Here is a 12277-nt window from a genome sequence, read left to right as displayed (position 1 = left end):
CACTTACCGTTCAAACCTATCGTGCCACTGTGCCGTGCGGCGCGAGCCCGCGAAGGCGGGGCAGTAGACGTGCAGCCGCCCCATTAGCTTACCCTTGCGCACGCGTCCGCACACTGAGACACTTGACCTGTACCGGGGGGCGTAACGGCGCCGAAGTTTCGATCACGCACCGCGTCACACGCTCGTGACGGATCGCGACGGGACTTTGAGTTGCTGTTCCGTTCCCGATCTAGAAATTTATGCGCCAGGAGGAGCGCCCCCTGCGCCGCTCTGTGCAAGCCGCCCATTACCGGGGCGGGTCACCAGGAAAAGAAGGAATATCGAGTGACTTCGCAAGCAATTTCCCTTCCTTATCAGGACCATCGGCGGGCGTCTCTTCACCGCGTCGCTGCGGCGGCCCTGCTTGGATTGGCGATGTTGATCGCCCAGACGCTCGGCGCTCACGCCCGTGCTGCGCCAGAGAGTTTTTCCGACCTGGCTGAGAAGGTCAGCCCGGCCGTCGTGAACATCACCACCTCGACCATGGTTGCCACGGTGGGCGATCCGCACGGCGAGGGGCCGATCGTGCCCGAGGGCTCGCCGTTCGAGGACTTCTTCCGTGACTTCATGGAGCGCAACGGCCCAGGCGAGGCGCCGCAGCGTCCGCGCCGGTCTTCGGCGCTCGGCTCGGGGTTCGTGATCTCCGAGGACGGCTTCATCGTCACGAACAACCACGTGATTGAAAAGGCCGACGAGATCACCATCGAGTTCTACTCTGGCGAAGAGCTGGTTGCGGAGGTGGTCGGAACCGACCCGAACACGGACCTTGCCCTGCTGAAGGTCGAGTCCGACGAACCCCTCCCCTTCGTTCCGTGGGGCAACTCCGATGAGTCCAAGGTGGGCGACTGGGTTCTCGCGATGGGCAACCCGCTAGGCCAGGGCTTCTCGATCTCGGCCGGGATCGTGTCCGCCCGCGGGCGGGCTCTGTCGGGCAGCTACGACGACTACATCCAGACCGACGCCGCCATCAACCGCGGCAATTCCGGCGGCCCGCTGTTCAACATGGACGGCCAGGTTATCGGTATCAACACCGCGATCCTGTCGCCCAACGGCGGCTCCATCGGTATCGGCTTCGCCATGTCGAGCCGGGTGGCCCAGAACGTGATCGGCCAGCTCAAGGAATACGGTGAAACGCGTCGCGGCTGGCTTGGTGTGCGCATCCAGGACGTGACCGACGATGTTGCCGATGCCATCGGCATGGAGGAGGCACGTGGCGCGCTGGTGACCGATGTGCCCGAGGGCCCGGCGGAGGAAGCCGGAGTCCAGTCCGGTGACGTGATCCTGAGCTTCGACGGTACGGAAGTCGAAGACACGCGCAGCCTCGTTCGGCAGGTTGGCAATTCCGAGGTCGGCAAGTCGGTGCGTATGACCGTATTCCGCGATGGCAAAACGGAAACGCTGCTCGTGACGCTCGGCCGCCGTGAAGTTGCCGAAGGCGCCGTTCCGGCGACGATCCAGAAGGACGCCGAAGAGCCTCAGGACGCCGACATCCTCGGCTTGACCGTGACCGCCGTGACGCCGGACCTGGCCGAACAGATGAACCTTGGCGACGGCGCCACCGGTTTGGTCGTCAAGGAAGTCGACGAGGCCAGCGAAGCGTTTGAGAAGGGCCTTCGGTCCGGTGATGTCATTACCCAGGCCGGGCAGGCCGAAGTGGCGACCGTCGAGGATCTGGAAGACCGCATTTCCGAGGCGCGGGACGCGGGTCGGAAGTCGATCCTGATGCTGATCCGTCGTGCCGGCGAGCCGCGCTTCGTTGCGTTGAACGTCGAAGAATAACGGCACCTGATCAACCGTGTCGGAAAAGGGGCGCCGGTGGAGATCACCGGCGCCCTTTCATATTGAGCCTAAGCCATGTCGGCCTCGATCACGAGCCCGCCCGGGCCAGGATGAGGTCGATGCGGGACTGGTTGTTGTCCTCGACCGCGGCACGGAGCAGGGCCAGTTCGTTGGTCGTGAAGTCCGCCGGGTTTACGCCGAGCGAGCGCGCCAGTTGCACGTGGCCCTGGGATTGGCGTGCACCTTTCGAAGACATGGTCGAGCCGGCAACGCTGTCGTCGGACGACGTCTCGATGAACCGGGCAGTGCTGTAGTCGCCGTTGGCACGGGCCGAACGAAGCTTGACGACGTCGGACGTCGCGTAGTCCGAAGGGCTCACGCCAGCCGAACGCGCCAGTTGAAGATGGCCGGCAGAGGTCCGATCGTTATCGTCGTAGGCAGCGGCTGTGCGGTTCTCGACAGCGTGGACGCGGGACCAGTTGCCGTGCCGTTGCGCGTCGATGATCTGCACGAGTTCGCTGGTGGAATAGACCCCGGGCTCGACGCCCGCATTGTTGGCCAGTTGCTCGTTTGCCAGAGCGGGGGCCGCAAGGCCGAGAACGATGGCGGTGGTGAGAGCAAAGCGTTTCATTTCTTAACCTTTCCAGAAAGTTCCAAGGACTTTCGTTTTCTCTTTGGCGTCTTGCGCCGTGTGTGAAAGAGAAAATGGCCATGTGCGAGAAATCATCAATGAACTGAAAATGACCTCTTACGTGTGCGTTTTTGAACAACACTCTTTTGGGAGTCTGGTTGCCGTGACGGGCTGCGGGTCTTAACGGGGCGGCACCGGCACGGAGTTGGCTGGCGGTTCCCCTGACGGGCGGCCGGGATCGTGCCTAAGGGGCGACCGCTGCCAGGCCCAGGCGGCGGGCGGCTTCCAGTGAGAGCACATCGCTGTCGAGGCCGTATGGGCGCTGGAACCGGCGAATGGCCATGCGCGTGGACGAGTCGAGATCGCCTGTGACGGCGCCGTCATAGAGCCCGCGCGCGGCCAGTGCCCGCTGCAGGGACGCGAGCGTATCCGGCGTCAGGTCCTGGGGGCAGGGCGTTTCGAACCAGATCTCACGCCGTGGCTCCCCGATCCTCTGGCGGGTGATGGTCTGCGGAGCGGCGGCTTCCGTCGCGGTTTCCAGCACTGCGGGCGTTTCGTCCCGGCCCCAGCAGGTGCCGGGAGCTGCGTCTGGGGGGCCGTCCGCGCCGCGCGTGTCGATGGTCGTCAGGGGGTGGAGGCGTGGAACGTCCGCCGGCCCGGTCTGCCCGCAGGCCGCCGCCAGAGCGGTGGCGAGGATCAGGAGGTGTTGAGGCGCGTGCATGGGGTGGTGGCGTGTCGGCATGGGCGAAGCGTTCGCGCGGCAGGCTATCGTGCTCTGGCGCAGGAGCAAGACCTTCCGTGGCGGGCCTTAGCGGGCCACAGGCGCCAGTGGATCGAAGTCCGGGTGGAGCAGGGTATCCAGCATGGGGGAGATATCCTCGATGTGCTCCGCAACCACATGCACCACCGATTGTTCGCGCTGCAGGCGCCCGGTGACGCGCAGCAGCCGCCCCGCGATTACCGCCCGCCGGTAGCGTTCGTAGAGCTTCGCCCAGACCACGACGTTGCAGGTTCCCGTCTCGTCCTCCAGCGTAAGGAAGATCACGCCCTTTGCGGTGCCGGGGCGTTGGCGCACCAGCACCAGACCGGCCACGGTGACGCGCGCGCCATCCGGCGGCTGGTCAAGCTCGGCGGCGGGGATGGCAGCGGGCGGGCGAGGCCAGCGGCCGGGTGGGGGAAGGGGGGCAGTTGGGGTGTGCATAAGAACATATACGGAACACGCGCCCACCCTGTCCAGTTGTCCGATTGCTGGCATTGTCGCGACGGATCGCCTATGTCAGCGGCGTACAACCGCCAGCGGACTGCAATAAGAAGGACCGGTTCCGTGCCAAAGATCACCTATGTCGAGCATTCGGGGAAGCAACATGTCGTGGATGTGCCCAGCGGCCTGACCGTGATGGAAGGGGCGCGCGACAACGGCGTGCCGGGAATCGACGCAGATTGCGGCGGCGCCTGTGCCTGTTCCACGTGCCATGCCTATATCGATCCCGAGTGGGTGGATCGCCTGCCGTCGGTCGAGCCGATGGAAGAAGACATGCTGGACTTCGCCTACGAGACGAAGCCGGGCTTCTCGCGCCTGACCTGCCAGATCAAGGTCACCGATGGGATGGATGGGCTGATCGTTCAGTTGCCCGAAAAGCAGATCTGATGTGGCGCGCGGCACTCTGTCTGCTGGCGCTGATGGCGACAGAGGCAGTGGCCGATGCGTGCGCGCCGGGGGACGGCAACTGGGTGAAGCGGGCCTGCTTCGAGCGCCATTCGCCCACGCGTCCCTCCTACGGACATGACGTGCTTGGCGGCACGCCGGAGTGGAACAGGTTGCGGGTCGTTCTGGGGCCGGTGGGGCAGGAGCGGCTCGGCCATACGGACGACGCGGTCGTGCTGGCGATGCCGGCCGGGCGGATCATCGAGGATATCGCGCCGCGGGTCGTGCACCTCGACGGGGACGGGCCGCCGGAGATCGTTCTGGTGATCTCCGACGCGCAACATGGGGCGCAACTGGCGGTCTTCGATCTTTCGGACGGACGCGTGGTGGGGACGCCCTTCATCGGGCGGCGCCACCGCTGGCTGGCGCCAGTCGGCGCGGCGGATCTGGACGGCGACGGCTGGGTCGAACTCGCCTACATTGACCGGCCGCACCTGGCAAAGGTGCTGCGGGTGTGGCGCTACCGGGACGGGCAGCTGGTGCAGGTGGCGGCAGCGGACGGGTTCACCAACCACAGGATCGGGGAGCGCGAGATTTCAGGCGGTTTGCGGACGTGTGACACCGGGCCGGAAATGGTCCTCGCCTCGGCAGACTGGTCGCGGGTCCTGGCAGTCCGCCTGCGGGGCGGCCAGCTCATCGCCCGCGATTTGGGTCCGGCCGGTCCGGGCGCATTTCAAGACGCGCTGACCTGCCGATAGTGCGCACTCCACCCGCGCAGGCGATTTTCAGGCCGAAAAATCGTGGCGCAGCCGGCAGTGATATTACAGACTGGAGGTCGTTTAGCGGCGGCGGCGTTTGGGGCGTTTTTTCTCTTCAGCCGCAGGCTGGAAGTCCTTGTCGAGGCCGAGCTGGTCCCTCAAGACCCGGCCCTTGATCTCCTCGACCGCTCCCTGTTTCAAGTCGCCCAGCTGAAACGGGCCATAGCTCACGCGGATCAGGCGGTTGACTGCCATCCCCACGGCCTCCATTGCGCGGCGGATCTCGCGGTTGCGGCCCTCGCGCAGCGCAACCGTCGCCCAGGCGTTCGCGCCTTGCTGGCGGTCGAGTGTCACCTGCATCGGCTGGAACCGCTCGCCCTCGATCTCAAGCCCCTTGCGCAATGGCTCAAACGTGGCGTCTTGCGGCGCGCCCTTCATCCGGACCCGGTACTTGCGCACCCAGCCCGTCGACGGCAGCTCCAGCCGCCGCTTGATCGCGCCGTCGTTGGTCAGCAGCAGCAGCCCCTCGGAGTTGAGGTCCAACCGGCCCACCGAGACAACGCGCGGCATGTCGTCGGGGAGGGCATCGAAAACGGTGGGGCGACCCTTCTCGTCCTTCATCGTCGTCACGAGGCCAGCGGGCTTGTGGTAGAGCCACAGGCGCGGCGGCTCGGCCTCGGCAAGGGGGGTGCCGTCCACGGTGATCCGATCCGCCGGGGTGACATTGAGCGCGGGGCTCGCGATCACCTTGCCGTTCACCGCTACGCGGCCGGCCTCGATCAGCTTCTCCGCCTCGCGCCGGGACGCGCGGCCGGCGCGGGCGATCACCTTGGCGATGCGCTCGCCGTCCTTGCGGGGTTGGGATGTCTCTGTCATGGCCCCCGATACGCTGCCGCAGCGGACTGGACAAGCCCGCCCGCGCGGGGCAGGGGAGACCCATGACCTTCAACAGCCACATGGAGACAGCCCTTGCCGAGGCCCGCGCCGCCGCCCTGCGCGGCGAGGTGCCGGTGGGTGCGGTGGTGGTCGATCCGAGTGGCCGTGTGGTGGCGCGGGCCGGCAACCGGACGCGGGAGCTGTGCGATCCTTCCGCGCACGCCGAGGTGCTGGCGATCCGGGCGGCCTGCGCTGCCGCCGGGTCGGAGCGGCTTCCGGGCCACTCACTCTACGTCACCCTAGAGCCGTGCCCGGCCTGCGCGGCCATCATCTCCGCCGCCCGCATCGCGCGCCTCTACTATGGCGCGTCCGATCCCAAGTCCGGCGGCGTGGAGCGCGGGCCGCGGATATACTGCCACCCGCAGGCCCACCACGTTCCGGAGGTCTACGACGGAATCGGCGCCGCGGAGGCGGAGCGGCTGTTGAAAGGCTTCTTTGCCGAACGGCGTTGAGCGGGGGCTCAGATCTCGATCGTCTCCAGAACCTCCGGCGCCTTAACGTCCACGCCCGGCAGTGCCTCGACCAGTGCGTCCGCCGATTGCTCCAGCACCGGGAACGTCTTGTAATGGCAGGGAATCACGACCTTGAAGTCGAAGAACGTCTTCGCGGCATAGGCGGCGCGCTTCATGTCCATCGTGAAATGGCCGCCGGCGCAAAGGATGCCGATATCCGGCGAATGGAGATCGTTGAACACACCCATGTCGGCGATCACGTCGGTGTCGCCCGAGATATAGATCGTATGGCCCTCGCCCGCGATCATGAACCCGGCCTCCGCGCCACAGTAGAGCGGCCCGTGATCGGTGCTGATGGACGAGGAATGTACCGCGTTCACCATGGTCACCTCGACATCGCCGAGCCGCACCGTGCCGCCCTTGTTGAAGCCGATGGTCTCCAGGTCCCGCTGCTCGGCCCAGTAGGACATGAGGTCGAAGATGCCGACGACGGGAATGCCAAGGTCCGAAGCGAGCGCCACCGTGTCGCCCGAATGATCCCCGTGGCCATGGGTCAGCAGAATGTGCGTCGCCCCCGTCACCGCCTCGTCACGGCGGTCTTCGGGAAAGGCGGGATTGCCAGTGAGCCACGGATCGACCAGCAAGACCTGATCTGCGATTTCGATGCGGAAGCCGGAATGGCCGAGCCACGTGATCTTCATTTGATTCTCCCCGATCTGCGCGTCATTTCCCGGGGAAAGCCTAGTCCGGGGAGATGAAAATGGAAGGATTGCTGCGCCAGGTGGACGGCTATTGCGAGCGGACCGACTTTACCTACTGGTCGGAGCCGGTGAACGCGCTGACCAACTTCGCTTTCCTGCTCGCGGCCTGGGTGATGTGGCGCAGGGTGGGGGAGGACCGGTTGCCGCTGGCCCGCGCGATGGTGGCCGTATTGGCGGCCATCGGTGTCGGCTCCTACCTCTTCCACACCCACGCGGCGATCTGGGCCAGCTTGGCGGACACTGTGCCGATCGGCCTTTTCATTCTGCTCTACCTCTTTGCCGCGAACCGGCACTTCCTCGGCCTGCCACTGGGGTGGGCACTGGTTGCGACGGCCGCCTTCGTTCCTTTCGCCGCGGTGACCATCCCGCTGTTCCTGCGCCACCCCTTCACCGCAATCTCGGCGGCCTATTGGCCCGTCCCGCTGCTGATCGCCATCTACGCTTTGGCCCTGCGGCGGCGCGCGTCCGCCACCAGCCGCGGTCTGGCGGTAGGCGCCGGCGTGCTCGTTGTGTCGCTGGCCTTCCGCTCGGCCGACATGGTCGTGTGCGGACAGATCCCACTTGGCACGCATTTCCTGTGGCACCTGCTCAATGCGCTCATGCTTGGCTGGATGATCGAGGTCTACCGCCGTCACAGGCGTCGGGCGGAAGGTTGATCGGATCGGACCAGCCCTTGGGTCAGCCCATGTGGGGCCAGTGCCGGTGGAGATCGTCGATCACATAGACATGGCGATGGTGACCGGCGCCGGACAGGTGCGGGTGGTCGGGCGACAGGTCGTCGTGGCGGTGCTCCAGCTCGCGCGGCATGTCGGCGCGCCAGATCCGCAAGGCGGTCGCCAGCCCCGCCACCGTCAGAAGCCCAAGGACGGTCAGCGCCGGGACGGCACCGAAGCGGGTCTGCACCCAGGCGGAGAGCGGATAGGCCAGCAGCCAGCAGGCATGCGACAGCGCAAATTGCGCCGCGAAGACCGCGGGGCGATCCTCCGGGTGGGCAGACCGGCGCAGGAGCCGCCCGGAGGGGGTCAGCACGGCCGAGTAGCCAAGCCCGAGGAACAACCAGGCGGTCAGCAGCCCTGGCCAATGGAGCCCCGATGCCGCTATGACGAGGGCCAGCGTCAGCAGCACGGCGGCCATCACGCCAGCTCCGGCGACCATCACCCGTCGGTCGGGGAGGCGGTCCAGCACGCGGGGCAGGGCCAGTGCCGCCAGCATTGACCCGGCCCCGAAGGCCGCGAGGGTGAGGGCGACCGACCTGTCTCCCTGACCGAGCCCGCCCCGCACGAGAACCACCGTGTTGACGATGACCATGGCGCCCGCCGCGGCGGCGGAGAAGCTGAGCGCGAGGAGGCCTCGCAGGCGTGGCGTCCGAAGGTAGATGACGAGCCCTCGCAGCGTCGCGTCGTAAAAGCCCCGCGGTTTGGATGGCGCTGGAGACGGCAGCAGCACGGATACCACCAGCAGCGCGGAGCCGATGAAGCCAAGGCAGGTACCGAGGAACAGGGTGGAGGAACTGACGACCGCCAGCAGCAGCGCCGCGAGCATCGGCGAGACGAGAGATTCCAGGTCATAGGCCAGCCGCGACAGCGAGAGGGCGCGGGTATACTCGGACTCCTCCGGCAGCACGTCCGGGATAGTGGCCTGGAACGTGGGGGTGAACGCGGCGGATGCCGACTGCAGCACGAAGACGAGCGCGTAAATGTGCCAGACCTCCGTTACGAAGGGGAGCAACAGCGCAACAGCCGCGCGCAGAACGTCCAGCGCCACGAGCATTCTCCGCCGTGGCCAGCGGGACGCCAGCGCCCCCGCGACCGGGGAGATGGTCACATAGGCCACCATCTTGATCGTCAGGGCGGTGCCGAGAACCATCGCCGCGTCGCTTCCTGCCAGATCGAAGGCCAGCAGGCCGAGCGCGACCGTCGCAAGGCCCGTCCCCAGAAGCGCCACGACCTGGGCGGCGAACAGGTGGCGGTAGGTTCGGTTGGACAGGATGGAAATCATCGCCGGCTCCCCTCGGGTGCGTCGGACACAAGCTAGCGCCTGGCCGCTGCCGCCCGCAAGCGGGGCTCTGGCAAGGCCATGGGCATTACGCGCCCGGCACCCTAGGGTGGAGGGATGACGCGATACGTTGCCCTTCTGCGCGCGGTGAATGTCGGTGGCACGGGCCGCCTGCCAATGGCCGAACTTGTCCAACTCTGCGAGGAGGTCGGGTTTTCCGAGATCCGCACCTACATCCAGAGCGGCAATGCGGTCTTTTCCTCCCGTGTCGGGCCAGGGGAGACGAAGGCCGCGCTGGAGCGGCGGCTCCAGGAGCATCTTGGCAACCCCGTTTCGGTTGCCCTGCGCGACGCCAGTGAGATGTCGGCGGTTGTCGCGGCCAATCCCTTCTCCGTTCGGCAGCCAACGTTCACACATGTGATCTTTCTCGACACGCCGCCGGCGCATGATGCGCTGGACGCAGTTACCGGCCATGCCGGGGAGGAGATGAAACTGGGGCGGCGGGAGATCTACGTTTATTATCCTCTGGGGCAGGGCAGATCGAAGCTGCGCATTCCCGGGGCCGCCGTCGGTACTGCGCGCAACATGAACACGGTGGCAAAGCTGGCCGCGATGGCGGCTCCCGACTGATCGACGTTTGCCCGGCAGGGTTGCCGCTGCACCCGCTTGCGGCCCGCGCAGGTGGGCGATAAACCCGACCCGATCATCCGCCCGACCCCGGAGGCCCCATGTCGATCGACGAAAGTACCGCGCGCCGCGTGGCCCAACTCGCCCGCATCAAGGTCGAGGACCCGGCCCTGCCTGCGCTCGCCGGCGAATTCAACGCCATCCTCGGCTTCATCGAGCAATTGAACGAGGTCGACGTGGAGGGCGTGGAGCCGATGACCTCCGTCACACCGATGCGCCTGAAACGCCGCGCCGACGTCGTCACCGACGGTGGATACCAGGACAAGGTGCTGTCCAACGCGCCCGATGCCCGCGAAGGCTTCTTTGCCGTGCCAAAGGTTGTTGAATGATGTCCGAGCTTACCAAATTCACGATCGCCGAGGCCCGGGACAAGCTGCGCGCGGGAGACGTCACGTCGACCGAACTGACCCAGGCATGCCTGTCCGAGATCGACCGCGCTGATGCCCTGGGCGCCTTCGTCCACAAGACGCCGGAAATCGCGCTCCAGCAGGCCGCCGCGGCGGACGCCCGCATTCAGGGCGGGGCGGAAAACCCGATGTGCGGCGTGCCCATCGGCATCAAGGACCTGTTCTGCACACAAGGGGTGCCGAGCCAGGCTGCCTCCCGCATCCTTGAGGGGTTCAAGCCGGAATACGAATCCACCGTCACGACGCAGCTCTGGCAGGCGGGCGCCATCATGCTGGGCAAGCTCAACATGGATGAGTTCGCCATGGGGTCCTCGAACGAGACCTCCTGCTATGGCAATGTGGTGAACCCTTGGCGCCGGGGCAATGACGAGACCCAACTGACGCCCGGCGGCTCCTCCGGCGGCTCGGCCTCGGCCGTCGCGGCGGACCTCTGCCTTGCCGCCACGGGGACCGATACCGGCGGCTCGATCCGCCAGCCTGCGGCATTCACCGGCATCACGGGGCTGAAGCCCACCTACGGCCGCTGCTCCCGCTGGGGCATCGTCGCCTTCGCCTCATCGCTCGATCAGGCGGGCCCAATGACCAAGACGGTGCGCGATGCGGCGATCATGCTGCGCGCCATGGCGGGGCACGACCCGAAGGACAGCACCTCGGCCGACCTGCCCGTGCCGGACTTCGAGGCGGCGATCACCGGCGACATCCGCGGCCGCACCATCGGCATTCCCAAGGAATACCGCATGGAGGGCATGCCCGCCGAGATCGAGAAGCTTTGGAGCGACGGCGCCGATATGCTGCGCGACGCAGGCGCGAAGATCGTGGATATCTCGCTGCCGCATACGAAGTACGCGCTGCCGGCCTACTACGTGATTGCGCCCGCCGAGGCCTCCTCCAACCTGGCCCGCTATGACGGTGTCCGCTTCGGCCGCCGGGCGAAACTGGCAGAAGGCGACGGCATCACCGAGATGTACGAGAAGACCCGCGCCGAGGGCTTCGGCGCCGAGGTCCAGCGCCGCGTGATGATCGGCACCTACGTCCTGTCGGCCGGGTTCTATGACGCCTACTACAACCGCGCCCGCAAGGTCCGCACCTTGATCAAGCGCGACTTCGAGGACGCGTTCGACGACGGCGTGGATGCCATCCTGACACCCGCTACCCCGTCGGCCGCCTTCGGCTTGGGTGAGATGGCCGATGCCGACCCGGTGCAGATGTACCTCAACGACGTCTTCACCGTGACGGTCAACCTCGCAGGGCTCCCCGGCATCTCCGTCCCCGCGGGGCTGGACGGGCAGGGATTGCCGCTCGGTCTGCAACTCATTGGCCGCCCGTGGGAAGAGGGCGATCTGCTCAACATTGCCCAAACGGTTGAGAACGCCGCCGGATTTGTGGCCAAACCGTCCCGCTGGTGGTAGCCTGACCGCAACGCGAAGGGGGCAGGGCAGACAGATGCGTCGATTGACAGTTTCGCTGATCTCGCTTCTCGCGGTTTCGGCTTGCGAGCCGACGGTGCCGGACAGCGCTTCGGGGGTTGGGTTCGGAGACTACACCGAATATCGCACCGAACAGGCGCGTATTCGTGCCGCGCGGGAGGCGCAACTGTCTGGACGCTCGACAATCTTGCCGCCTGAGCGGACCGGCGCGCCATCCGCAAAAGCGACCTCGCCCTCCGGGATTTCGTCTGCCGAACTGGCTCAGGCGGGGATCGGACCCGCGCCCACACCCGCCGCGCCGGCGCCATCTGCCCCGCCCGCCGCCGGAGCTGTGGCGCAGCCGGGGCTCATCACGCCGGCGCCCGGAACGCCGCTCGCCGCAACCGCGGAGGGCGCCGCATTCATCGGGGGGCAACCCGTCGCCGCGGCTCCTGCGGGAGAACGGTTGCAGGCCCAGCCCGTGCCCAATCGGCCGAGCAGCACGGGGCCGGACATCGTGGCCTTTGCGCTGCAGACCTCAAATGCGGTCGGTCAACAAGTCTACAGCCGGTCCATGCCGAGCCAGGCCAAGGCGCAGCGCAACTGCGCGAATTATCCCTCGCCGGATCTGGCTCAGAGAGCGTTCCTGTCCGGTGGTGGACCGCAGCGGGACCGCTATGGCATCGATCCGGACGGCGACGGATTCGTCTGCGGCTGGTCGCCGGAGCCGTTTCGGCGCGCCGTCGGCCGCTGAGGCGCCCGGGTCTTGGACCTGATCTCC

At 66.8% G+C, this 12277-nt stretch carries 15 protein-coding genes; 9 read left to right on the top strand and 6 right to left on the bottom strand.

The genetic code is table 11. The annotated features are described in order from the left end of the window. The first annotated feature begins 324 nt into the window (after positions 1–324). Positions 325–1818, top strand: a complete 1494-nt coding sequence (locus BM075_RS10880; RefSeq protein ID WP_093360705.1) for a DegQ family serine endoprotease — start codon at positions 325–327, stop codon at positions 1816–1818. Positions 1819–1906: 88 nt separating this feature from the next. Here BM075_RS10880 and BM075_RS10875 read toward each other — a convergent pair whose 3' ends face one another. From BM075_RS10875 to BM075_RS10865, 3 genes are all read right to left on the bottom strand, one after another. Further along, positions 1907–2449 carry a hypothetical protein gene (locus BM075_RS10875; protein ID WP_093360704.1) on the bottom strand — a complete coding sequence of 181 codons (543 nt, stop codon included), beginning with the start codon at positions 2447–2449 and terminating at the stop codon, positions 1907–1909. Between the two features lie 244 nt (positions 2450–2693). Continuing rightward, on the bottom strand, positions 2694–3191 hold the full coding sequence (locus BM075_RS10870; RefSeq protein ID WP_245758818.1) for a peptidoglycan-binding domain-containing protein: 498 nt from the start codon (positions 3189–3191) through the stop codon (positions 2694–2696). Positions 3192–3257: 66 nt separating this feature from the next. Next, complete coding sequence (locus BM075_RS10865; RefSeq protein ID WP_093360702.1) at positions 3258–3650, bottom strand: OB-fold nucleic acid binding domain-containing protein; 393 nt, start codon at positions 3648–3650, stop codon at positions 3258–3260. Between the two features lie 123 nt (positions 3651–3773). Here BM075_RS10865 and BM075_RS10860 point away from each other — a divergent pair, with 123 nt between their 5' ends. Next, positions 3774–4097, top strand: coding sequence for a 2Fe-2S iron-sulfur cluster-binding protein (locus tag BM075_RS10860; RefSeq protein WP_093360701.1), 324 nt, complete (start codon positions 3774–3776; stop codon positions 4095–4097). Further along, a complete protein-coding gene (locus BM075_RS10855; protein ID WP_093360700.1) occupies positions 4097–4852 on the top strand; it encodes a hypothetical protein in 756 nt (251 codons plus the stop codon). Before BM075_RS10860 ends, BM075_RS10855 begins: the two co-directional genes overlap by 1 nt. A gap of 81 nt (positions 4853–4933) precedes the next feature. On the opposite strand, the gene BM075_RS10850 is transcribed toward BM075_RS10855, so the two are convergent. Continuing rightward, positions 4934–5728, bottom strand: coding sequence for a pseudouridine synthase (locus tag BM075_RS10850; protein WP_093360699.1), 795 nt, complete (start codon positions 5726–5728; stop codon positions 4934–4936). A gap of 62 nt (positions 5729–5790) precedes the next feature. Here BM075_RS10850 and BM075_RS10845 point away from each other — a divergent pair, with 62 nt between their 5' ends. Beyond that, a complete protein-coding gene (locus BM075_RS10845) occupies positions 5791–6240 on the top strand; it encodes a nucleoside deaminase (RefSeq protein WP_093360698.1) in 450 nt (149 codons plus the stop codon). A gap of 8 nt (positions 6241–6248) precedes the next feature. Here BM075_RS10845 and BM075_RS10840 read toward each other — a convergent pair whose 3' ends face one another. Beyond that, positions 6249–6941: a metal-dependent hydrolase gene (locus BM075_RS10840; protein WP_093360697.1), complete on the bottom strand. Its 693-nt coding sequence runs from the start codon at positions 6939–6941 to the stop codon at positions 6249–6251. Between the two features lie 59 nt (positions 6942–7000). On the opposite strand from BM075_RS10840, the gene BM075_RS10835 reads away from it, so the two are divergent. Beyond that, on the top strand, positions 7001–7657 hold the full coding sequence (locus tag BM075_RS10835) for a ceramidase domain-containing protein (protein ID WP_093360696.1): 657 nt from the start codon (positions 7001–7003) through the stop codon (positions 7655–7657). Positions 7658–7679: 22 nt separating this feature from the next. On the opposite strand, the gene BM075_RS10830 is transcribed toward BM075_RS10835, so the two are convergent. Next, positions 7680–8999 carry an MFS transporter gene (locus tag BM075_RS10830; RefSeq protein WP_093360695.1) on the bottom strand — a complete coding sequence of 440 codons (1320 nt, stop codon included), beginning with the start codon at positions 8997–8999 and terminating at the stop codon, positions 7680–7682. A 114-nt stretch (positions 9000–9113) separates the two neighbouring features. Here BM075_RS10830 and BM075_RS10825 point away from each other — a divergent pair, with 114 nt between their 5' ends. The 4 genes from BM075_RS10825 to BM075_RS10810 all read left to right on the top strand — a co-directional run bounded on the left by BM075_RS10825 (position 9114) and on the right by BM075_RS10810 (position 12250). After that, positions 9114–9626, top strand: coding sequence for a DUF1697 domain-containing protein (locus BM075_RS10825; RefSeq protein WP_093360694.1), 513 nt, complete (start codon positions 9114–9116; stop codon positions 9624–9626). A 98-nt stretch (positions 9627–9724) separates the two neighbouring features. After that, positions 9725–10012, top strand: a complete 288-nt coding sequence (gatC, locus tag BM075_RS10820) for an Asp-tRNA(Asn)/Glu-tRNA(Gln) amidotransferase subunit GatC (RefSeq protein ID WP_093360693.1) — start codon at positions 9725–9727, stop codon at positions 10010–10012. Continuing rightward, a complete protein-coding gene (gene gatA / locus BM075_RS10815; RefSeq protein ID WP_093360814.1) occupies positions 10012–11499 on the top strand; it encodes an Asp-tRNA(Asn)/Glu-tRNA(Gln) amidotransferase subunit GatA in 1488 nt (495 codons plus the stop codon). The genes gatC and gatA overlap by 1 nt, the downstream gene beginning before the upstream one ends. A 34-nt stretch (positions 11500–11533) precedes the next feature. Beyond that, positions 11534–12250 (top strand): hypothetical protein, encoded by a 717-nt coding sequence (locus BM075_RS10810; protein ID WP_093360692.1) that lies wholly within the window; start codon positions 11534–11536, stop codon positions 12248–12250. The last annotated feature ends 27 nt before the right edge of the window (positions 12251–12277 follow it).

The organism is Tropicimonas isoalkanivorans, assembly GCF_900112335.1.
GTDB lineage: Bacteria > Pseudomonadota > Alphaproteobacteria > Rhodobacterales > Rhodobacteraceae > Tropicimonas > Tropicimonas isoalkanivorans.
Note: the sequence above shows the minus strand (reverse complement) of the source record. Positions and strands in the feature narration are given on the sequence as shown.